Source organism: Alloalcanivorax venustensis ISO4 (assembly GCF_015356855.1).
Lineage (GTDB): Bacteria > Pseudomonadota > Gammaproteobacteria > Pseudomonadales > Alcanivoracaceae > Alloalcanivorax > Alloalcanivorax venustensis.
The window spans coordinates 141,526-162,463 of the sequence record NZ_ARXR01000007.1; the positions used below are offsets into that span (position 1 = coordinate 141,526).

Annotated in this window: 18 protein-coding genes and 1 tRNA gene; 7 read left to right on the forward strand and 12 right to left on the reverse strand. The window is 57.5% G+C overall.

Annotation, left to right across the window (positions count from 1 at the left end):
* Window positions 1-2: 2 nt before the first annotated feature.
* The 3 genes from ISO4_RS06465 to brxL all read left to right on the forward strand — a co-directional run bounded on the left by ISO4_RS06465 (window position 3) and on the right by brxL (window position 6,217).
* Entirely contained in the window at window positions 3-1,367 is a 1,365-nt protein-coding gene (locus ISO4_RS06465) for a DUF2130 domain-containing protein (protein WP_194855582.1), read from the forward strand.
* A 169-nt stretch (window positions 1,368-1,536) separates the two neighbouring features.
* Window positions 1,537-4,167, forward strand: a complete 2,631-nt coding sequence (pglZ, locus tag ISO4_RS06470; RefSeq protein WP_194855583.1) for a BREX-1 system phosphatase PglZ type A — start codon at window positions 1,537-1,539, stop codon at window positions 4,165-4,167.
* The gene (gene brxL, locus ISO4_RS06475; protein WP_228547955.1) at window positions 4,151-6,217 is read left to right on the forward strand and encodes a protease Lon-related BREX system protein BrxL; all 2,067 of its coding nucleotides are present in this window, start codon (window positions 4,151-4,153) and stop codon (window positions 6,215-6,217) included. The genes pglZ and brxL overlap by 17 nt, the downstream gene beginning before the upstream one ends.
* 411 nt (window positions 6,218-6,628) lie before the next feature.
* Here the strand turns inward: brxL and ISO4_RS06480 are convergent, their stop codons facing one another.
* Together ISO4_RS06480 and ISO4_RS06485 are read right to left on the reverse strand one after the other, a co-directional pair.
* Window positions 6,629-7,048, reverse strand: a complete 420-nt coding sequence (locus ISO4_RS06480; RefSeq protein WP_194855584.1) for a hypothetical protein — start codon at window positions 7,046-7,048, stop codon at window positions 6,629-6,631.
* Window positions 7,049-7,209: 161 nt separating this feature from the next.
* Window positions 7,210-7,710, reverse strand: coding sequence for a JAB domain-containing protein (locus ISO4_RS06485; protein WP_194855585.1), 501 nt, complete (start codon window positions 7,708-7,710; stop codon window positions 7,210-7,212).
* Window positions 7,711-8,327: 617 nt separating this feature from the next.
* On the opposite strand from ISO4_RS06485, the gene ISO4_RS06490 reads away from it, so the two are divergent.
* Window positions 8,328-8,768, forward strand: a complete 441-nt coding sequence (locus ISO4_RS06490) for a hypothetical protein (protein ID WP_194855586.1) — start codon at window positions 8,328-8,330, stop codon at window positions 8,766-8,768.
* A gap of 58 nt (window positions 8,769-8,826) precedes the next feature.
* Window positions 8,827-10,023 (forward strand): PDDEXK-like family protein, encoded by a 1,197-nt coding sequence (locus ISO4_RS06495; RefSeq protein WP_194855587.1) that lies wholly within the window; start codon window positions 8,827-8,829, stop codon window positions 10,021-10,023.
* Between the two features lie 120 nt (window positions 10,024-10,143).
* Here the strand turns inward: ISO4_RS06495 and ISO4_RS06500 are convergent, their stop codons facing one another.
* From ISO4_RS06500 to ISO4_RS06515, 4 genes are all read right to left on the reverse strand, one after another.
* On the reverse strand, window positions 10,144-10,413 hold the full coding sequence (locus tag ISO4_RS06500; RefSeq protein WP_194855588.1) for a hypothetical protein: 270 nt from the start codon (window positions 10,411-10,413) through the stop codon (window positions 10,144-10,146).
* A 352-nt stretch (window positions 10,414-10,765) separates the two neighbouring features.
* Window positions 10,766-11,476: a hypothetical protein gene (locus tag ISO4_RS06505; RefSeq protein ID WP_194855589.1), complete on the reverse strand. Its 711-nt coding sequence runs from the start codon at window positions 11,474-11,476 to the stop codon at window positions 10,766-10,768.
* A gap of 74 nt (window positions 11,477-11,550) precedes the next feature.
* Window positions 11,551-12,675, reverse strand: coding sequence for a Shedu anti-phage system protein SduA domain-containing protein (locus ISO4_RS06510; RefSeq protein WP_194855590.1), 1,125 nt, complete (start codon window positions 12,673-12,675; stop codon window positions 11,551-11,553).
* Window positions 12,676-12,900: 225 nt separating this feature from the next.
* Complete coding sequence (locus tag ISO4_RS06515) at window positions 12,901-13,299, reverse strand: hypothetical protein (protein WP_194855591.1); 399 nt, start codon at window positions 13,297-13,299, stop codon at window positions 12,901-12,903.
* A gap of 313 nt (window positions 13,300-13,612) precedes the next feature.
* Here ISO4_RS06515 and parS point away from each other — a divergent pair, with 313 nt between their 5' ends.
* Both parS and ISO4_RS06525 read left to right on the forward strand, forming a co-directional pair.
* Window positions 13,613-14,062, forward strand: coding sequence for a type II RES/Xre toxin-antitoxin system antitoxin (gene parS / locus ISO4_RS06520; protein WP_194855592.1), 450 nt, complete (start codon window positions 13,613-13,615; stop codon window positions 14,060-14,062).
* Window positions 14,059-14,523 (forward strand): RES family NAD+ phosphorylase, encoded by a 465-nt coding sequence (locus ISO4_RS06525; RefSeq protein WP_138770615.1) that lies wholly within the window; start codon window positions 14,059-14,061, stop codon window positions 14,521-14,523. The genes parS and ISO4_RS06525 overlap by 4 nt, the downstream gene beginning before the upstream one ends.
* Here ISO4_RS06525 and ISO4_RS06530 read toward each other — a convergent pair whose 3' ends face one another.
* From ISO4_RS06530 to rpsU, 6 genes are all read right to left on the reverse strand, one after another.
* Window positions 14,524-15,726: a tyrosine-type recombinase/integrase gene (locus tag ISO4_RS06530; protein WP_194855593.1), complete on the reverse strand. Its 1,203-nt coding sequence runs from the start codon at window positions 15,724-15,726 to the stop codon at window positions 14,524-14,526.
* Between the two features lie 206 nt (window positions 15,727-15,932).
* Window positions 15,933-16,009, reverse strand: a tRNA-Ile gene (locus ISO4_RS06535).
* A gap of 113 nt (window positions 16,010-16,122) precedes the next feature.
* Window positions 16,123-18,066: an RNA polymerase sigma factor RpoD gene (rpoD, locus tag ISO4_RS06540; protein ID WP_142947322.1), complete on the reverse strand. Its 1,944-nt coding sequence runs from the start codon at window positions 18,064-18,066 to the stop codon at window positions 16,123-16,125.
* Between the two features lie 134 nt (window positions 18,067-18,200).
* On the reverse strand, window positions 18,201-20,147 hold the full coding sequence (gene dnaG / locus ISO4_RS06545; protein WP_194855594.1) for a DNA primase: 1,947 nt from the start codon (window positions 20,145-20,147) through the stop codon (window positions 18,201-18,203).
* Between the two features lie 54 nt (window positions 20,148-20,201).
* A complete protein-coding gene (locus ISO4_RS06550) occupies window positions 20,202-20,651 on the reverse strand; it encodes a GatB/YqeY domain-containing protein (protein WP_067607531.1) in 450 nt (149 codons plus the stop codon).
* 56 nt (window positions 20,652-20,707) lie between these two features.
* Window positions 20,708-20,923 carry a 30S ribosomal protein S21 gene (gene rpsU / locus ISO4_RS06555; RefSeq protein WP_014993329.1) on the reverse strand — a complete coding sequence of 72 codons (216 nt, stop codon included), beginning with the start codon at window positions 20,921-20,923 and terminating at the stop codon, window positions 20,708-20,710.
* Between the last annotated feature and the right edge of the window lie 15 nt (window positions 20,924-20,938).

A 20,938-nucleotide genomic window follows, 5' to 3' on the forward strand; every position in this document is an offset into this window, starting at 1 on the left:
CCATGAATGAGATAATCTGCCCTCATTGCAACAAGGCGTTCAAGATCGATGAAGCCGGCTATGCGGATATCCTCAAGCAGGTGCGCGACCACGCTTTTGAAGAGCAGCTACAGGAGCGCCTCGCGCTGGCCGAAAAGGACAAAGATGCTGCGCTCGCTCTGGCCAGGGAGCAGGCAGCCAGCGAAATCCAGAAATCAGAGGCAGCCAAAGATAAGGAGCTCCAGGAGCTGCAGGCCAAGTTGCAAGCCGGTGAGGCCTCTCAGCAACTGGCCATTGCCGATGCCCTGAAAGTGGTCGAGAGAGAGCGCGATTCACTATTGAGTGACCTCAAACAGGCAAAGCGCGATAACGAATCAGCTACCCAGTTGATTGAAGCACGCCTGAATCAGGAAATTCAGGAGCTGAAATCCAAACTCGATGCGACGGATACCAGCAAGCAGCTCGCCATTACCCAGGCGGTTTCTGTGGTGGAAAGGGAGCGTGACCAGCTACAGCACAAGCTGAGCCAGGCGGATCTTGAGAAGCAAGCTGCGGAGCGCTCGCTCAAAGACAAATACGAGACCCAGATCAAAGACCGGGACGATGCCATCGAGCGCCTGCGGGATATGAAGGCGCGGCTGTCTACCAAAATGGTGGGTGAGACCCTGGAGCAGCATTGCGAAACCGAATTCAACCGCATTCGCTCGACGGCCTTCCCTCGGGCCTACTTTGAGAAGGACAACGACGCCAGCTCCGGCAGCAAGGGCGACTACATCTTCCGGGATGTTGACGAGAACGATACGCCCATCGTCTCGATCATGTTCGAGATGAAGAACGAGAGCGATACCACCGCGACAAAGAAGAAAAATGAAGACTTTCTCAAGGAGCTGGACAAGGATCGCAATGAGAAGGGCTGCGAATACGCCATCCTGGTATCCCTACTAGAACCAGACTGCGAGCTGTATAACTCTGGTATCGTGGACGTATTCCATCGTTACCCCAAGATGTATGTCATTCGCCCCCAGTTTTTCATTCCCATGATCACCCTGCTGCGCAATGCCGCCATGAATTCCCTGGAGTACAAGCAGGAGCTGGCGCTGGTTAAAGCCCAGAACATCGATATCACTAACTTTGAGAGTGATCTGGATACATTCAAAACGGCCTTTGCCAAGAACTACGATCTGGCGTCCCGAAAATTCCAGACAGCCATTGATGAGATCGATAAATCAATCAACCACCTGCAAAAGACCAAGGATGCGCTGATGAGCACGGATCGGAATCTTCGATTGGCAAACGACAAGGCGCAGGACGTGACGGTGAAGAAGCTGACCCGCAAGAATCCTACGATGCAGGCGGCGTTTGAGCAGCTTGAGGGTAAAGACGAGTAAGGCTGAGGATGAGGGGCTGATGACCGGTTAAAGAGAGCCGAATGCGCGCACGATGATCCGGTTCTCTTTTGACGCGGTGCTGAATGCTGGCTCAATATGACCTGTTTGGGGCCGGCAGGCTATCAGGGACACGCTGGGGTATGATGCCAATTTTGACGGAGACGCTTAAGTGAGCGGAACAAGCGCCATAGAGCGGATAGAGAACGGATTGGCTAAGCTGCTGCAGGCAGGCAACCGGATTGTCTGGTGGTCTGATCCTGACGGCGAATTTGCCGATGCCGTGGCTGACCTTTCCCTTGGTGGGGCAGACGTGGTCTCCCTGGGCGATACCCCTGCACTGGAGGTGAAGCGGCAGGTGGAGCTGGAGTCGCCCGCGAGTTGCTTTGTGCTGTACGAAGGCCAGCAAGCACCTGACCCAGAGCAGGACTGGTTGTTGGATATTCGCCTTTATGCCGAGCCGTTTGCCGCCGATGCCACCTCCATGCTGCAGCAGGACCTCGGGCTGCAACATGCCAGCCTGCGTCATTACCTCAAAGATCGTGGCCGTTTTTTTGCCAGTAAAGACCGCACCGAGCGTTTGGCCAGTTTGCTGCATGCCGACGACATGGAGCGCGACATCGATGCCAAGACCTGGGCGGTGTTGTCGCGGAGTGGCTCGGCGGATCCCTTTACGCTGCTGCTGGATTTGCTCTGCGACGTGGCTCAGCTCGACGAGGGCGTGGCCTTTGATGAGTCCCCTTTGTGGAAGAGCCTGGTCAAGTACGGTCTGGAACCGTTCGCATGGGCCCTGGTCGAGCGGCATTTCGGCTATGGGGATGACGCGCCCAGCCTGGCACGGTTCATTCCTCGGCTGTTGGTGACTGATCTTGGCCGGGGCTTGAAAAAGCCCCTGCCGACCGGCTTGATCAAGCTTGCGTTGCCGCAAGCGAAAGCCGGGAACGTGGCGGTGCTATTGTCCCAATGGCGGGATTCGACGGCACGGCAGAAGGATTACGACGTGCTGTCCGCCCGGTTGGCCAGTGACCTGCATCTTGCCCGTCATCTCGCCGGCCTGACGCCCGCCGATGTGGCGAACTGTGCGACGTTTGTGGATCTGGAGCGAATCGTCGCCAATGCACTGCGCGATCAGCTGCTGGGCAATATGGCCAGCAGTGTGATGGCCGATGTACGCCGCACGGTGAATGGTCGCCTGGCCAGCTATTGGGTGAGTGATCGCTATCCCGATACGGAGGTGGGGAAGCGCAGTATTTGGCGAGGCTATTATCAGGCGCTGTTATCGGCGACGGGTCTGTTCGAGGCCATCGAAACCCGCGCCCAACAATTTGCCTTCACCAGCCCGGAGCAGGCGTATACCGCTTATACCGAGTCGCTGTTCGAAATTGATCAGTTCTATCGTCTGTTCCACGAGGCAGCGGATGTGGTGTCCGCCCGTGTCCCGGATGCGATTGCCCCCCTGGCTGATCAGGTGGAAGCGGCCTACCTCAATCGCTACCTGAACAAGCTGGCCATCCATTGGGATGGACATCTGAAAAATGGCCTGCTGGAGAATTGGAGGCTGGAGGGTGTCGTCAACCAGCAGAACTTCTACCAGAAAGTGGTGGCGCCTTATCTGGCGAAAGGTGACGAGCGCCGCATGTTTGTCATTATCAGCGATGCGCTGCGCTATGAAGTGGCCGATGAGCTGAAGACCCAGATCAATGGTCGCGAGCGTATTAATGCCACCCTACGTAGCCAGCTGGGTGTACTTCCCAGTTATACCAAATTGGGCATGGCCAGCCTGCTGCCGCACAAGATCCTGACCTACAACGCGAAAGGCTCGGTGGATGTGGATGGTCGCTCCTCGGAGGGCCTGGGTAACCGCAACAAGATAGTGGGGGCTGTCGGCGGCACCGCAGTGAAGGCAGAAACCCTGGCCAATATGGGCAAACAGGCCCTGCGAGATTTCGTCAGGCCGCACCGTGTGATTTACATTTACCACAACACCATTGATGCGGTCGGGGATTCCGCCAGTACAGAATCGAGCACCTGGATCGCCTGCCGCCAGGCGATCAATGAACTGGCGGATCTGGTGTCGCGGCTGGTGAATAATGCCAGTGCGACAGCGATTACGGTGACGGCGGATCATGGTTTCCTGTTCCGAGAAACGCCACCGGATGCGCTGGAAAAGAGTGCCATGGACAGCAAGCCTGCCGGGGCCATAACCGCCAAGAAGCGCTATCTGGTTGGCAAGGACCTGGGCGAGGCCGAGTACGCCCATCAGGGCAAAACGGCCGTCACCGCTGGAACGGGGTGTAATACCGAGTTCTGGCTCCCCCGTGGTGTGGGGCGGTTCCACTTTGTGGGAGGGGCGCGCTTTGTTCATGGCGGTGCCGCCTTGCAGGAGGTGGCCGTGCCGATCATCGAGATCCGGCAGAAATACGGCAAGTCTGCAGAGGTCACCCGTGTTTCCAAAGTGGGCGTGAACGTATTGGGCCAGCAACATCGCATCACGACCAATTACCATGTCTTTACCTTGCTGCAGACCGAGCCGGTCAGTGAAAAGGTGCTGGCGACAACGATCACCATCGAATTGGTGAATCAGAACGGAGACAGCGTTTCATCCCGGGAGCTGTTGAACCTGGACAGCGATGCCGCCGAGCTGGGTGAGCGGCAAAGCAAAGTGTCCCTGAGTCTGGCTGCTCAAGCGGTGAAGCCTGGCAATGACCACTTTCTGGTACTCAGCGATGCTGAGAGCGAAATCGAACTTCAGCGCATTCCGGTGCGCATCGACCTGGCAATAGAGAATGACTTCGACTTCTGACATGCGAAACGAGGCGGATAACGCCCTAGATCTGGACGCAAAGCTGGTCGAGCACTTTCCCGGCAAAATTGTTCGCAAGGATCTGACCAAGCGCCTGAAAGAAGGCGCCAACGTGCCGGTATATGTGCTGGAGTACCTGCTAGGTATGTACTGTTCCTCAGCCGATGAGGAGCAGATTGCCGAGGGCATGGATCGGGTCAAGCAGGTGCTGTCACAGAACTATGTGCGGCCCGACGAGGCAGAGAAGATCAAGGCCCGCATCCGTGAGAGCGGCAATTTCAAGATCATCGACAAGGTGACGGTTCGCCTTAACGAGAAGAAAGACCAATACGAAGCCATTCTCTCCAATCTTGGCATCAATAACGCCAATATCGAAAGCCGCCAGGTTCACGACTATGAGAAGCTGCTGGTCGGCGGAATCTGGTCGATTATCTCCATCAAGTATGATTATGAAGATGGCCAAAGTAGTTCGCCCTTCGCCATCAAGGAATTGAAACCCATTCAGATGCCGAATATGGATATGAATGCCTTGATGGAGGCGCGGCAACAGTTTACCGAGGACGAGTGGCTGGATGTGCTGCTGCGCTCGACCGGCATGGAGCCTGCACATTTTGATACCCGCGTGAAGTGGCACTTGCTTGCGCGCTTGATTCCGTTTGTTGAGAACAACTACAACGTTTGCGAACTGGGCCCGCGTGGCACGGGTAAAAGCCACGTTTACAAGGAATGCAGCCCGAACAGCATTCTCGTGTCTGGCGGGCAGACCACCGTTGCCAACCTGTTCTACAACATGTCACGCCGGCAGGTTGGGCTGGTGGGAATGTGGGACGTGGTGGCTTTCGACGAAGTGGCCGGGATCTCATTCAAAGACAAGGATGGCGTGCAAATCATGAAGGACTACATGGCCTCAGGCTCCTTTGCCCGTGGCCGTGACTCCATATCAGCTAGTGCTAGTATGGTGTTTGTCGGCAATATCAATCATTCCGTGGAAACGCTGGTGAAAACCAGCCACCTGTTGTCGCCATTCCCTGAAGCCATGATTGATTCCGCTTTCTTCGATCGTTTCCATGCCTATGTGCCGGGTTGGGAAATACCCAAGATGCGGCCTGAGTTTTTCACCAATCAGTATGGGCTGATCGTGGACTATCTGGCGGAGTACATGCGCGAGATGCGTAAGCGCACGTTCTCTGATGCCATCGACAAGTACTACAAGCTCGGTAATAACCTTAATCAGCGCGACAGCATCGCGGTGCGGCGTACAGTGTCAGGCCTATTGAAACTGCTATACCCGCATGGTGAATACGACAAGGCTGCCATCGAGCGTTGCCTGCAATATGCGCTTGAAGTGCGCCGCCGGGTGAAGGAACAGCTCAAGAAAATCGGTGGCATGGAATTCTTCGATGTGCATTTCTCCTACATCGATGCCGAGACCATGGAAGAGCACTATGTCAGTGTGAAAGAGCAGGGTGGCGGTGGACTGATTCCAGAGGGGCAGCCCAAGCCAGGCACTGTCTATACCGTTTCGACAGGCGCGCCCAACGGCCACTTGGGCCTTTACCGGCTGGAAACTCAGGCTACAGCGGGGAATGGCAAGCTCAACACCTCGGGTTTAGGTTCCAGTTCTGGGGCTAAAGAAGGTCTGAAAGTCGCCCATGATTACTTCAAGGCGAATGTGAATCGCGTAAGCACCATGACTAAGGCGAGTGACTTCGACCTCCATTTGCACATGGTTGAGTTACACAACACCGGCCCATCAAAGCAGATGACGCTGGCGTCATTTATTGCCTACTGCTCTGCAACCATGAAACGGCCAACCCAGAACCAAATGATCGTACTGGGGGACATGAGCCTGGGTGGCAACATTATCCCCGCCGAGAATATGGCAGAGGCGCTACAGGTGGGTATGGATGCAGGCGCGAAGAAGGTATTGCTCCCGATGGCCAATGCCCAGGATATTCCGACGGTGCCTGCGGAGTTGTTTTCCAAGTATCAGGTGAGTTTTTACTCTGATCCGGTTGATGCGGTGTTTAAGGCATTGGGAGTGGAGTGATTTGTAGTAATTCAGACTTGATCTTACGGCCGCCTTTCAGCACGCCTGCCGTTCCGGCTCAAAACTGGACAGCTCGGTCACATCCCGGTAAAGCTCCAAGATTGTCTGAAGCTGAACCACTTGGTAGCGCTTTCTCACCACGGACAACGGCGCACGGGTATCCGAGCGGCAAAGCACCTTTGGGGCGTCGAAGGAGAGAGGGCCAGGGGCATTCTCCTTGTAAAAGGCATATGAGCGGATCATGGAGCAGGCGGAAGCATTATCGAACCACTGGACGCAGTGAGGCGCTGGCCGAAGGGCTTCGCCACGCGGAAGGAGCCCCAGTCAGGTTGACAGCACAGCGAAACGCGGGTTGGATGCCATTATTACGGTACCCGGCGACGTGCTTCCCCTGCTCATACGCTGGCTCTCTTAGGGGGCATCTTCACGGGTAAAGAAAGCGTCGACCAAGCCCCGGATGATCAAGTCGGCTTCTTCGTCGGATGGGAGCTCACCATGATTTAAGATCAGGTGCACACCCAGAAGATCACCGAACGCGGAAATGACCTCATACTCGAAGATACCGTATTTGGGGCTCAGGTGGCCCCAACGGCGCCGGCGGTACGCCCAGATCCGATCCAAGTAGCGACAGCTCTCTATCATCAGCTTCATGCGGCCTGAGCTCCAGAAGTTAAGTAGGCGCTCACTCCGATACGGGTCTCTTTTGGATGTCATAAGCCCTTCGCAGAGAAAGGCCCCCCAGATTGGGGCGACGGCTCGAGGCAGGGCCTTGCTTTTCAGGTCCGCCGCCAGCGATAACCGGCGATAGGGCGATGGATCGTTGGAAGACATAGCGTTTCTCTGGTGGAAAGGTGGATGTTTTAGCCAGCGAAGAGGTTCCACTAACTCGGAAGGCTTATGGCGCAGTATTAAGCTGGAAATAGGCGGCGCCCCAGCCGGTCTGGCGGGGCGAGATCGGAAAGACGAGTCGAAGACAGTAGGCAGGGAGCAGTTCAGACCCAGCCGCGCCGGGACAGGCTTTCCCAGCCCGACTGAGAAACCACCAGGTGGTCCAGTACTCGGACGTCGACCAAGCTGAGTGCTTTCACGAGCTGCTGGGTTACGGTTCGATCCGCTTCGGATGGCTCGCTGTGCCCGGAGGGATGGTTGTGCGCCAAAATGACCGAGGCGGCGTTCCATTCCAGGGCCTTCTGTACAACGATCCGTGGGTGAACGGTGGCGCCGTCGACGGTACCGAAAAACAGCCGTTCGAAGCTAAGTACCTGATGTTTGTTGTTCATAAACAGCACCGCGAAGTGCTCGTTCTTCTCGTTGGCCAAGGCCATCTGCAGAAACCGGGCGGCGTCCTGGGGGGTGGCAAGGGCCTCGCCTCGAGTCAGGCTCTCCTGCAGGATGGCGGCGGCGGTGCGGATAATATCGTCCGACGTGATCGGACCAAAAGCTTGATACAGGCCCTTCTCACTCTTTACGAAGGTCTTGTCGCAATCGCACATAAATGGTCTCCAGAAGCAAAAAAGCCCGCGTGAGCGGGCTTGGAAGAGGAAAACAAGGAATCAGTCAGCGTTAGGAGGCTCCGAGGGCACTGAGAACCGGTGTCCGCACCGCAGGCACTCCAGCGAATCCAATTGGGTTTGGTCGATCAGGTCACCGAGGGCGGCTCCACCGGCACCTCCGACAAGGCCGCCAGCCAGCCCACCGAGTAGCAGCCCCATAGCCATGCCGGGCGGGCCTGCAGCCACGCCCAGAGCGACACCGAGTTGCATGCGACCGGCGCCGGTTGCTACTCCGCCTACTACGCCCGCAATCGTGCCGGCAGCGCCGCAGGCTTTCCTGGCGTCATGACGGGTGCCGACATGGATCGAGCTGCAATTTGGGCATTGCAGAATCATTGATACCTCCAGTTGGTGGTCACCAAGGGTTCGATTCCCTGGGCTCATGGAAGTAATGTGTATCTGAAAAAATCTCGAATAGAGCGCCGATACCCCAAGCGGGCAGCGTGTCCAGGCGTGCTGTACGTTGATTGGTGTTTTAGAGCGCGGTGTTGCGACAAAAGCTGTCGCGACTAGATGGGATGATCGAGAGGAGATGGCGTTAGCGCGAAGGGGTAGGCGTGGATAACTATCAGAACGTGCGAACAGCGGTGATCCGTTGGGCCCAGGGCCACTACCGTGCCATTCAGGACTCGGGCACGGAGCTGAGCGATGCTGGTGTCGATCTGGCTAGAAGTGTGGGCGTGCTCGAGCCTACTCATATCAGAGTAATGCTGGTCGATCAGGTGCCGATCATGGAAGACCCGGTGATTAGCAGCCTGGCCAAGAGCGTTGGTATGCTGAATGGCACGATAATGGGGATGACCTTTGGGCACTCGATCTACATAGTCAGGGGCTTTGAGTCAGCGCGCCTCTATTCTCATGAGTTTCGTCACGTCTACCAGTATGAAACGTTCGGATCGTTAGAAGCCTTCATGGAGGAGTATCTCCATCAAGTTCTGACGTTTGGGTACAGCAAGGCGCCTTTGGAGCTGGATGCGAAGGAGTTTGAGATTGAGTGAGTGTGGGAGCGATCTGTCTTGGTTTTGGGAATCCGACCTGTGTCAGAGCCTCCGGGCGATGTCGTATACAGAGAAGCCTAACCTTCTAACGCTGCTTTTCGCGGTCCACGATGAGGTTCGCTTGCACACGCCGCTACTGGGGTGGTTGCTGGACCCAAAAGGCGATCACGGCTTGGGAAGGGAGCCTTTGAGCCGCTTCTTATCCATGCTGGAGATTGATGACGCTGGCGCCGACCACGCCCAGGTCTGGCGTGAACGGTCTTTCCCTGAGCATGGTCGGGTCGATCTGATGATCCGGCTGCCCAGTTGCTGCTTGGTGATCGAGAACAAGCTCTACGCGGCCGATCAAGAAGCTCAGCTATGGCGCTACCAGCAGGTGCTCGCATCCGAGGCAACACCACCCGTAACCTCACGTCTGTGTTATCTCACGCTAGACGGCTGTGAACCGTCTCCCATCTCGGTTTCTGCCCCGGCCAGCTCCGGCGATACGCCGGGGCTGGCAGAAGGCAGCTATCAATGCATCAGCTACGAGACCGAGATCCACTCTTGGCTAACCGGCCTGTTGGAATGGACGTCCGATAAGCAGAAAACAGGCCGGATTCACCATATCCTGACGCAATACAACGAAGTTTTAATGGAGGCTATCGGCATGCACTCGCGAGAAGAGGCATTGAGCGAACTGAATAGCAGCGGTTTGATGGATCACGTGGTCGCTAACCAGGGCGAGGTAACCACATTGGCGAGGCTAACCCGCTCCGTCTTCTTCTTGCACGCCAGGCTGCTTGACGAACTGATCGAGGGTATACATCAGGCGCTAGAGAAAGAGCCTCGCCTGGAAAGAGTAAAATCGCCGGAGCGCTGGAGTGAGCTTGACTGGGGGATCTATGAAGGCTGGGCGAGGGGGAGAACGCCTAGTGGCTACCGATTCTACCGTATAAATGGTGTGCGCGATGCCGAGCTAGAGGATATGCATTTGGTAGTAGGGCTGGACGCATCAGACAGGTTTTGGGTAGGTCTGGGGCGTTTCGAGGAAGGAAAGCACGCTGAAGTGCCCGCTGACCGCAATCGCTTTGCTGACATCGAAGGGGCGACGCACAATAATTGGTGGTTGAGCTGGGTTACGATTCAGGAAGTGGACCCAGCACAGTTTGATGGGGATAGCGGAGTTGGGAGATTAGCAACATCCGAAGGGAAAGGTGTCATTGTTGATAAAGCAATAGACCTTTGCCGGCGCTATCTGAGAGAGGTTAGATAAAGCCCTTCACCATATAACCCTAGCGCAAATCAACGGCCAGGGTCCGTGAAGGGCGCCACCTAAGTTTAATGCTGATGCTCGGATCGCGAGGATCACGCCAGCGGCCTTCGTGTCGGTCGTCTAGTGTTGTGGCTGCTTCGCCATCACCCACGGGTCGGTACATATCAGAGAATCAATCCCTTCCTCCCGGATCGTGGTTTTGGCCTCATTCAGTGCCGCCGCGTCTGTGTCGAACTCGTCGTCCCATATCGTAGATGTGCCGAATTCATCTATGATTTCGAGATTCCAGCCGCCAGCGTCACCACGGCAAATTTCTATCTTGACGGTTTTATTCCCCGCGCTCAGGTGCTGGCTTAAAGGGCTTATCTTGGCTTCAGAGCGATCTTCCATATCGGGCCTCCTGGACGGTTTTAAATTAAAAATAAAGGCCGTTCGGCGACGGCTTCATCGGTACTGGAAAACGAAGTGACACTATCTCAGTTTTTATAGACAATAAATTACGCAATTTGGTATGGAAAACTAAGCCCATGCCTCTGGTTAGTTACGCCTGCCGCTGAAAGCTACATCTATACGTTGCCAGCGGGCATCTTGTTTTTCTCGAATTGTCTGTCCTGATGGGTATCCATCCGATGATCTGGGAAAGAAAGCTGCTCATTAATATTGAGAAACCGTTCGCTACGCACCAAGAATAGCGCCATCGCGCAGAAAGGCGGGCCGGAAAGGACGATGCTGCTTGCTAAGTTTAGAGTTCAGATGCGCCTATATTTAAAAGAAGAAGCTTGCCTATATTCGTTAAAGAGCAGTCTTCTACTTCAGGCAGACCTGTATCACGGTCTATGTGAGCATTGTGTCCTTCTGGGTCAGTTTCCTTATATTTTACATGGATAAGATTTAGGCGGCTTAAAGTGGCAATGTGCAAGCCGAAGGAAACTCGAGCGTGTTCGTATTCGTTTCTCTCGTCGTCGGAGAGTGAGTCGTATTGTCCAACGGTTAAAGAGCGGAGCAGATTTTTTCGTGCTGTTGGTTGATACCAGTACCTAGAGATTGATATCAATACATCTAGGTCGTCATCTGTGACATCTTGGAGAATGTTTAAGAGCTGCTTTCTTGTGCTATAGGACGCCGAGTCTACGTCTATAGATTTCTTTAAAAATATAGCCAGGTACTTATTGCGATCCTCAGAGAGGATCTTAACTGATTGGTACATGCTGTCTTCAAAGAGATCCAGTGCGTATTGATTTTGATGTAGCATTTCGACTTCGATTTTCATTAATCGTTTGTCTAACTCATTTAAAAATGCTGCAATTCTATCTAGTCGTTGATTGGGTATTACTTGGCCGATTAGCTCTGAAAATGCGCTGCCGGCAAAGGGTATTGTACCCAAGACGCCTTTGGCGATTGAAACCGCGCTATCGACCCTGTTGCTTTGTAATTTAGAGTCATCTGGATCCATGCTCGTCCTTTAAGGCTTTAATGTTTTGATTTTGGCATGTCGCAGATAGATTTGAGGCCGACGACAGCCACATCCTAAAATGGAATATCTTCATCGACTTCTGACTGGTGACTAACGATTGATTCTTTAACTCCAAATACGTTTACTACTCTTTCAGCTATTCTGCGCAGATGGTCGAAGGTGAGAACTTCAATTCTGTGTAAATGAGCATTGAGGTTACGAAGAGCCTCTTGTTCCGAAGGGTCCCCGTCTCTGCCAACGATGACCCGGGCACGTACTTTTAAAGTGTCGTATCCATCTTTACTTATAATGGTATCTCGAGATCTTTCAATCTCCTCCATGTAGCCGATGACCTGGCCAATAGTTGGAGAGAGTTTCGAGGATGGATAGTATGTTCCATGGGATTTGTCTTTCAACATTAAGCTATCTCTGAACGGTGTCTTTATCTCGATTATCTCTAGATAATTATCTGACGTCCTCCGAAGCATGAAGTCGAGATTGTCATCCCGGGTCCATGTGCGGCGGTCGAGGAGTTCGCTGTACTCGCTCCCGAACATCCAAGGGTTTTGTGTCAAGAGCTCTTGATAGGCTTGTTCCCTAGATTCACCAGAATCGATTAGTGTCACCAGGCGTTCATACTCCCTTTTATGTTGCACCCATCGAGCCGCAACGCCTAAGTGTTCCACAGTATCGGGATCGCTGCTTTCAAGCGCCTCGGAAAAATCCTTAGCGTAAGAGCCCGCGTCGCTTATCCGGGGCAGTATACCGCGCAGAATCTCGACCATATCGGGAGAGGCCAAGTTGGGAAGTAACTCGAGAAGATTCTCAAGTTTTTTATATTCCGCTGAGCTGATTATTCGTACGTCGCCCGACGCCTCACTTAGCGTTCCAGCCAAGTGAGCGGTCAGAAAGCGATATAGACGAGATATCTCATCGGGTTCATTTGCCTCTAAGGTTATAGACTTTTCTGGTTTGTGGAACCATCCAGTCTTTTTCTTATCAATACTGTCCAGACGAAGGGTATAGTGATGATGCGAGCTGTCTCCCGGATTGAGAATCTCAAATAGGGTAGCTAATCTAAAAGCTCTAGGCCCCTCACGCAGTACCGCTTGTTCGACCTTTCCGATATGCGGGTTACGCATCGATTTTCTGATGCGAACCTTAACATCCTCGATTGTAGCTTCAGGAGGGAGGCTCATAGGCGGTAGCGTTTCCTCTTAACCTTTGAGTTAGGCACGGTCGATGCCGGCTCCATCATCCTAAGGTGAATCACCACCGCGTCTACTATGTACCTTGTTGCAATAGGCTTCAGAACTTGAACGCCGACTTCAAGGTTATTCATCGGTAATTCTTGTCCGCAGCCTTTGTCCTAATAGTATCAAGCGTACCAGCGCGCTTTAGTGGGCCCAGTTAGTAAGGTTTTCTTACTTCTTCTTATGCTTATTGAATGATGCCTTGCCGTACACCTTATGTTTGCCCCCGGTCGGGTCTGTGTACTCCGTCCCGCCCTCAAAGCTGAAATCGTAATCATTCCATAAAACCCAGATTAACACTGCACCTATACCTAAGGCCGCCACAGCAGAAATTAATGTACCGGATGTAATTGCGGTGATGCCTGCAACGCCCCAGCCAATAGGGTTCCACGCATTAACCGTTGCGACTCCCGCGCCCGTAACCGCTGCCGCAATGGCTGCCTTAGACGCATAGCTGACCACTTTCACTTGGTTTGCAAGTTTGCTGTCCGTAATTAGAATTTCTCCGCATCTTTGACTCAGAGCCTGTTTCAGCTCAGCCCTAGAGCTCACAAGAATCGGTTCACTCACTATAACCCCCGATGGTTTAAACATGACAAGTAGTAGACGTGCTTGCAGGTTTTCTGAACAAAGCACGTGTGCCGTATCCCGGTGTCAGCGTTTTTATACTGATTTTCAGAACAGACTATCGAATCATAAAAACGTGACCTGTCTCACAAGTCAATACTTGTGGCCATGTGTCGCGAAGCCACAAATGACCGGGGTTGGCCGTTATCAGGCGCGTACTTTTGAGAGGGCGGGCAGGTCGATGAGCTGATAATTGCTTTTCAGTGACAAATTGATACTATTTAAAAGTATCAGGTGAGTATTCGGGGCGAAAGTTATGTCAGTTGATTTGGGCGAGTATCGAGCCCCTAGGGAAGCAGGCTCAGGTTTCTGGAAGACGGTCGGGATCCCTGCGCGCGGCGCCCGGTTGCACGAGGCGCTGCGGGAAGGGGTGTCCTACGTTGTGTATAAGCAGCTGGTGTCGGTGGCCGGTCTGGAGCACCAGGAGTTGGCCCGTTATCTGGTGATCCCGCCCGCCACGTTGCGGCGACGGGCCAAGGCCGGGAAGTTCAAGGTGGAAGAGAGCGATCGCCTGTACCGCTTCGCGGAGGTGCTTAAGGCGGCCATTGATCTGTTTGAGGGTGACCGTGAGCGGGCCGTGCATTGGTTGTCGAACCCCGTACGGGGGCTGGGGGACCGGCGCCCCGTGGACATGCTGGCCACGTCCGCCGAAGTGGAGGCGGTTCTGGACCTGATCGGCCGGCTTGAGCACGGCGTCTTCGCATGAGTGGGATTGCTGCGTATCGGCTGGTTAAGCGTAAGTGGCTGGATACCGTCTTCGACGGCGAAGGCGCGCGGCGCTTTGGCGGTCGCTGGAACAGCCGTGGCAAGTCCTGCGTGTATCTGGCGGGCTCTGAATCTCTGGCGCTGCTGGAGGTGATGGTCCATCTGGATGATTACAGTTTGCTGCAGCACTACGCGCTGCTGGAAGTGCGCTTACCAGAGGACCAGGTACTGCGGTTGCCGGAATCCGACCTGCCTGGCGATTGGCGTGACGAACCGGCGCCTCCGTCCACGGCGGAGTTGGGTGATGGTTGGTTGGACGGCCAGAGCAGCCTGGTGCTCGCGGTGCCGAGCGTGGTGGTGCCCCGGGAGTGGAATTACCTGCTTAACCCGGGCCATCCGGGGTATGAGCGCCTGGTTGCTGGCGCGAAGGAGGTGAATTTCGAGCCGGATGTTCGTCTGTAGCTAGCTGCGGACGTTGCGTAACCCTTCCAGATAGTCGGCCCACGTTTGCATCATCTTGCGGCGCTCATCCAGCCACTGGGTCCGGTTGTAGGCCCGCCCGTGAACGTCGCGCACCCGGTGGGCCATTTGCATCTCGATGATGGCCACCGGAAAGCGCAGCTCTTCTTCCAGCAGTGTTCTGGCCGTGGCGCGGAAGCCGTGCCCGGTCATGGTGTCCTTGTAGCCGAGGTTAATCAGCGCCGCTGTGACGGCGTTTTCGCTCATGGGGCGTGCCCGTGAACGGGCACTGGGGAAGACGTATGGGCTACGTCCATTGATAGGCTCCAGCTCCCGGAGGATCTCGATCGCCTGATCGGCCAGGGGCACGATCAGAGGGTCGCTGTTCTTCGTTCTCTGCGCGCTCCACTGGGCTTTCTGCCAGTCGATCTGATCCCATTGCATCTGGCGCAGGTCGCCAGGGCGCAGGAAGAACAGAGGAGCCAGCTTCAGGGCGGCAGAGACCGTGGGCGTGCCCTCGTAACCCCACAGAACGCGCAACAGATCGCCGAGTTGATCGGGGTCGGTGATGGCGGCGTAGTGCTTGACGCTCGGGGAGCGCAACAGACCACGCAAATCCACGGTGATATCACGCTCGGCTTTGCCGATGCCCACGGCGTACCGGAAGACCTGGCCGATGATGGTCTTGAGTCGGTGCGCGTTGTCCACATGGCCTTTCTGCTCGATGCGCCGAAGGGTGCTGAGTGCATCCGGTGGGGTGATATCGCGGATCGGCATGCGACCGATATAAGGGAATAGGTGCATCTCCATCCGGCGTAGGTTCTTGGGGTGCGTGGTGGCGCCTACCTCGTGTTTGTGGATGGTTTCGTACCACTCCAGGGCGATGCTCTGAAAGGTATCTGCGGTTTCCGTCTGCCGCCGTCGCTGTTCCATACGTCGGTAATCCACGGGGTCGATACCCTGATCGAGCAACTTGAGAGCTTCGTCGCGCGCGGCTCTGGCTTCCTTGAGACTGGTGCGGGGGTAGCTGCCGAGGGTGAGGGTGCGCTCCTTGCCGTGGAATCTATAGCGCAGCCACCAGGCTTTAGAGGTGGGGCGAACTACCAGGGTGAGGCCACCACCATCCGCCAACTTTCTTTGCCGGGCGCCTTCCGTGGTGGCGTTCCTAGCCTCTTTGTCCGTGAGTTTATGGATGCCCTTGTTCATAGTTTTCCTTGTTGTGGGTATGGCTCCGATCATCCGGCCAAATCGCTGTGGGTATGGACCTTAGCAAGGGCGCCATACCCACAGCAATACCCGCACTGAAGTCGGATGCCACAGGATGCTATCGGAACGGATGGGAATGAAAGTTGTTAATTATCAGGGTCTTACGAGAGATTTTGCACTTTGCGGGAATTCTTCGGAAGGGGAGATGGTGGGCCCAGCAGGACTTGAACCTGCAACCAACGGATTATGAGTCCGCTGCTCTAACCAGTTGAGCTATAGGCCCGAGATAGTTTTGATTGTTGTTGGCGCAGGCTGCGCCTGCTTTCGCGGGCCGGGCCCGCTCCTACAAGGGTGCCCGGACAGCGGGACTGTCCGGGCCGGTAGTTATATACCGAATTACATGTCCGCGTCGAGGAAGCTGCGGAGATGTTCGCTGCGCGAGGGGTGGCGGAGCTTGCGCAGCGCCTTGGCCTCTATTTGACGGATCCGCTCCCGGGTGACGTCGAACTGCTTGCCCACTTCCTCGAGGGTGTGGTCGGTGTTCATGTCGATGCCGAAGCGCATGCGCAGCACCTTGGCTTCGCGGGCGGTGAGGTTGGCCAGCACTTCCCGGGTGGCTTCTTCCAGGCCCAGGGAGGTGGCGGAATCCACCGGCGAGTCCACGTTGCCGTCTTCGATGAAGTCGCCCAGGCTGGAGTCCTCGTCGTCGCCGATCGGGGTCTCCATGGAAATCGGTTCCTTGGCGATCTTGAGCACCTTGCGGACCTTGTCTTCCGGCATTTCCAGGCGCACGCCCAGTTCTTCCGGGGTCGGTTCGCGGCCCATTTCCTGCAGCATCTGGCGTTGCACCCGGTTGATCTTGTTGATCGTCTCTATCATGTGCACCGGAATCCGGATGGTGCGGGCCTGGTCGGCGATGGAGCGGGTGATCGCCTGCCGGATCCACCAGGTGGCGTAGGTGGAGAACTTGTAGCCCCGGCGGTATTCGAACTTGTCCACGGCTTTCATCAGGCCGATGTTGCCTTCCTGGATCAGGTCCAGGAACTGCAGGCCGCGGTTGGTGTACTTCTTGGCGATGGAGATCACCAGGCGCAGGTTGGCCTCGACCATTTCTTTCTTGGCGCGGCGTGCCTTGGCTTCGCCGATGGAGATGCGGCGGTTGATCTCCTTGATGTCGGCCACGGGCAGGCCGATGACCTCTTCCAGGGTCATGATCTTGCGCTGGTTGCGCTGGATGTCTTCTTTGACCAGGCGGAGCTTGTCGGCGTAGTCCTTGGACTTCTTGCTCTTGAGCGTCTGATCCACCCAGTCCATGTTGGTTTCGTTGCCGGGGAAGATCTTGATGAAGTCACGGCGCGGCACGCCGGCGCGGCGGATCGCCAGCGCCATGATGTGGCGCTCGAAGCGGCGCACGGTGTCCAGGTGGGTGCGGGCGCCGACCAGCAGCTGGTCGTAGATGCGCGGCACCAGTTTGAACAGGGTGAAGTGCGCGGCCAGGGCTTCCTGGGCCTTGGCGGTGCTGGCGTGGTCGCGACCGTTGCGTTTGAACGAACGCTGCGCCTTCTCGTAGAGCTTCTTGAGCTCGGCGAAACGCTCCGCCGCCAGGACCGGGTCCAGGCCGCCTTCGTCCTCTTCTTCCTCGTCAGCGTCGGCGCCGGCGGTGTTCTTGTCGGCGTCGTCCTCTTCGTCGTCGTCCTTCTGCTTGGCTTTCTCTTTTTCCTTCTCGCGCTCTTTTTCCTTCGCCGCCTTTTCCGCTTCCTCGCGCTTCTTCTGGCTGAAGCGCGGCTCTTTGTTGGCGTTGGTGGCGGCGGCGCCGTCGTCGTTGGGGTCCAGGTAGCCGGCGATCACGTCGGTGAGCTTGCGCTCTTCGTCGGTGATGCGCTGGTACTCGTCGAGGACCATTTCCACGGCGCCGGGCCAGAAGGCGAGGGCGTGCATGACTTCACGGGTGCCTTCCTCGATGCGCTTGGCGATCTCGATTTCGCCTTCCCGGGTGAGCAGCTCCACGGTGCCCATTTCGCGCATGTACATGCGCACCGGGTCGGTGGTGCGGCCCGGTTCGTTCTCCACGGAGGCGAGCACGGCGGCGGCTTCTTCGGCGGCCATCTCGTCGGTGCTTTCCGCGCTCTCATCCATCATGATCTGATCGGCGTCGGTGGCTTTCTCCACCACGCTGATGCCCATGTCGTTGATCATCTGGATGATGTCTTCCACCTGATCCGTGTCGGTGATGGACTCGGGCAGGTGGTCGTTCACCTCGGCATAGGTCAGGTAGCCCTGTTCCTTGCCCAGCGCGATCAACTGCTTCAGCTGTGATTGCTGCTGTTTCTGAGTCGTCATGCGAAAAAGCCCGTGCAGATTGGAAGAGTGTCGAGGAAAACGAGATGTCGTTGGGAAACGGCGTATTATACTGGGATATGGGGTCCGGGGCCAGTTTGTACAAGGGGTGGCGCCAGAGCCCGGCACGGGCGGCGTCAGTCGCTGATGGGCGCCTGGCGGGCCCGGTTGCGGGCCTCGGCGAGCGCCTTGATCAGCTCTGAAAGCCGCGCCCCGTCTGGTGTCGGGCGGCGCTGCTCCAGTTCCAGGGCCTGCTCCAGCGCCAGGGCGTTGAGGTGCTCCAGGGCGTCGTGCCAGTAGCGCCGCGCCGTGGCCGCGTCCATGGGCGGTTTGAGCGCCTCGCGCAGCAGTACCGACAGGGATTCGCCCTGTTCCAGCGCCATCACCGCGCCCAGCAGGGCGGGCGGCGAGCTGGCCTGGTCGCGGGCGGTGCCGGCCACCTGGATCAGCAGGTCCAGCTGGGGGATATCCAGCTCTTCCAGGCCCTCCGGCAGGGGGCGCTCCTCCAGCACTTCCGGGTGCGACAGCAGCACCAGCACCAGCCGTTCCACCAGCCCCAGGCCGCCGGCGCTGCCTCGTTGCCGTTGCGGGCGCTTGGGCCTTGCCCGGGCGGCGCGGGCCACGGCGGCGGCGTCCCAGTCCGGGGGTGGTTCGCCGCCGGGGTCGCCTGCCGGATCGCCTGCCGGCTCGTAACCATCGCCATAGCCGTAGTCGTCCGCTGGCGGCGGGGCGCTCGGCTCCGCGGGCGCCGCCGGGCGGCCCCGTTGGGCGGGCAGGCTCTGGCGCAGCTTTTCCAGGGAGCTTTGCTCCAGGCGGGTAAGGCGCGCCAGCTCTTCTTCCAGCAGGGCGCGGTAGACCGGCCCGGCCGGCTTGTCCAGGTAGGGCAGCGCCAGCCGCGCCAGCCGCGCCCGGCCGTCCACGGTGGCCAGGTCCAGCCCCTCGGAGAGGTGCCGGAACAGGTAGGTGGACAGGGCGTCGGCCTTGTCAGTGAGCGCTAACAACGCCTCCGGGCCCTGGGTGCGTACCAGGGTGTCCGGGTCTTCCCCTTCGTCCAGGAACAGGAAGCGGGCCTGCTTGCCGTCGTCCAGCACCGGCAGAATCGATTCCAGCGCCCGCCAGGCGGCGCGCCGGCCGGCTTCGTCGCCATCGAAACAGAACACCACCTCGTTGACCTGGCGGAACAGCAGCTGGCCGTGGTCCTCGCTGGTGGCGGTGCCCAGGGTGGCCACCGCGTTGGGCACCCCGTGCTGGGCCAGGGCGATCACGTCCATGTAGCCCTCCACCACGTAGAGGCGGTCGCTGCGGTCGCGGCTTTGCCGCCATTCCCACAGGCCGTAGAGCTCGCGGCCCTTGTGGAAGACCGGGGTTTCCGGGCTGTTCAGATACTTGGGCTTGCCGTCGCCCAGCACCCGGCCGCCGAAGCCGATGGTGCGGCCCCGGTGGTCGCGGATCGGGAACTGGATACGGTCGCGGAACTTGTCGTAGGTGCGGCCGTTGTCTTCGCGGCGCACCAGCAGGCCGGCGGTGACCGCCTGTTCCAGGCCTTCCTTGTCCAGGGACAGGCCGTTGATCAGGTTGTCGAAGCCCGGCGGCGCGAAGCCCAGGCCGTAGCGGGCGGCGATCTCCCCGGTGAGGCCGCGGCCCTTGAGGTAATTCACTGCTTTCTGCTTTTCCGGGGCGCTTTTCAGCTGCTGCCGGTAGAAGCGTTCGGCGCGGGCGAGCAGGTCGTAAAGGGTCTGCAGACGGTCCCGCTTGGCCTTGTCCTTGCGCGCGTCGTGGCCTTCCTCGCGGGGCACTTCCAGGCCCGCGCGGATCGCCAGCTGCTCCACCGCCTCGGGGAAGTTGAGGTGGTCGTACTCCATCAAAAAGCCCACCGCGTTGCCGGAGGCGCCGCAGCCGAAGCAGTAGTAGAACTGCTTGTCCGGGGCGACCGTGAACGACGGGGTCTTTTCCTGGTGGAACGGGCAGCAGGCGGCGTAGTTGCGGCCGGTCTTCTTCAGCGGCACACGGCTGTCTATGAGCGCCACGATATCGCTGCGCGCGAGAAGATCCTGAATGAAGTGTTCGGGAATGCGACCGGCCATGGGGGGATATTCCTCGCGGCGGGGCCGCGAATCAAGATCGGGCGGACGGCCCGATCAGGCCGTCAGGCGTTTCTTCACCTTGCCGCTGGCGGCGCCGATGTCGGCACGGCCCTGCAGCTGCGGCTTGAGCACGCCCATGACCTTGCCCATGTCCTGCATGCCGGCGGCGCCGGTCTGGGCGATGGCGTCATCGATCAGGGCGTCGACCTCCGCCTCGCTGAGCGGCGCGGGCAGGAAGGTCTGCAGCACCTGGATTTCCGCCTCCTCGATGTCGGCGAGGTCGTCCCGGCCGGCGTCGCGGTACTGGGTGGCGGAATCCTTGCGCTGTTTGATCAGCTTGTCGAGCACCGCCAGGCTGCGCTCATCGTCCAGCTCGATGCGTTCATCCACTTCGATCTGCTTGATGGCGGACAGGGCCATACGCACAACGCCCAGGCGCGCCTTGTCCTTGGCGCGCATGGCGTCTTTCATGGCCGTGGTGAGCTGTTCTTTAAGAGCGCTCATGGCGATTCCTGACTGTGCGGCCCGTGTTAGCGGGCGGTCTCTACGGCCGGAACGGCTTAGTAGAGACGCTTACGGGCGAGTTGCTCGCGCTGGAGCTTCTTCAGGTGACGCTTTACAGCGGCGGCACGCTTGCGCTTACGCTCCTGGGTGGGCTTCTCGTAGTTCTCGCGACGACGGACTTCGGAGAGCACACCGGCTTTCTCGCAGGAACGCTTGAAACGACGCAGGGCCACGTCGAAGGGTTCGCCTTCTTTCACTTTCACCTGAGGCATGAAGTATCACCTACC

What these genes read in the sequence shown, in the direction of transcription:
- ISO4_RS06465 (WP_194855582.1), top strand. Translation starts at nt 3, where the DNA reads ATGAATGAGATAATCTGCCCTCATTGCAACAAGGCGTTCAAGATCGAT.
- brxL (WP_228547955.1), top strand. Translation starts at nt 4,151, where the DNA reads ATGACTTCGACTTCTGACATGCGAAACGAGGCGGATAACGCCCTAGAT.
- ISO4_RS06480 (WP_194855584.1), bottom strand. Translation starts at nt 7,048, where the DNA reads ATGTCTTCCAACGATCCATCGCCCTATCGCCGGTTATCGCTGGCGGCG.
- ISO4_RS06485 (WP_194855585.1), bottom strand. Translation starts at nt 7,710, where the DNA reads ATGTGCGATTGCGACAAGACCTTCGTAAAGAGTGAGAAGGGCCTGTAT.
- ISO4_RS06495 (WP_194855587.1), top strand. Translation starts at nt 8,827, where the DNA reads ATGTCGTATACAGAGAAGCCTAACCTTCTAACGCTGCTTTTCGCGGTC.
- ISO4_RS06500 (WP_194855588.1), bottom strand. Translation starts at nt 10,413, where the DNA reads ATGGAAGATCGCTCTGAAGCCAAGATAAGCCCTTTAAGCCAGCACCTG.
- ISO4_RS06505 (WP_194855589.1), bottom strand. Translation starts at nt 11,476, where the DNA reads ATGGATCCAGATGACTCTAAATTACAAAGCAACAGGGTCGATAGCGCG.
- ISO4_RS06510 (WP_194855590.1), bottom strand. Translation starts at nt 12,675, where the DNA reads ATGAGCCTCCCTCCTGAAGCTACAATCGAGGATGTTAAGGTTCGCATC.
- parS (WP_194855592.1), top strand. Translation starts at nt 13,613, where the DNA reads ATGTCAGTTGATTTGGGCGAGTATCGAGCCCCTAGGGAAGCAGGCTCA.
- ISO4_RS06525 (WP_138770615.1), top strand. Translation starts at nt 14,059, where the DNA reads ATGAGTGGGATTGCTGCGTATCGGCTGGTTAAGCGTAAGTGGCTGGAT.
- ISO4_RS06530 (WP_194855593.1), bottom strand. Translation starts at nt 15,726, where the DNA reads ATGAACAAGGGCATCCATAAACTCACGGACAAAGAGGCTAGGAACGCC.
- rpoD (WP_142947322.1), bottom strand. Translation starts at nt 18,066, where the DNA reads ATGACGACTCAGAAACAGCAGCAATCACAGCTGAAGCAGTTGATCGCG.
- dnaG (WP_194855594.1), bottom strand. Translation starts at nt 20,147, where the DNA reads ATGGCCGGTCGCATTCCCGAACACTTCATTCAGGATCTTCTCGCGCGC.
- ISO4_RS06550 (WP_067607531.1), bottom strand. Translation starts at nt 20,651, where the DNA reads ATGAGCGCTCTTAAAGAACAGCTCACCACGGCCATGAAAGACGCCATG.
- rpsU (WP_014993329.1), bottom strand. Translation starts at nt 20,923, where the DNA reads ATGCCTCAGGTGAAAGTGAAAGAAGGCGAACCCTTCGACGTGGCCCTG.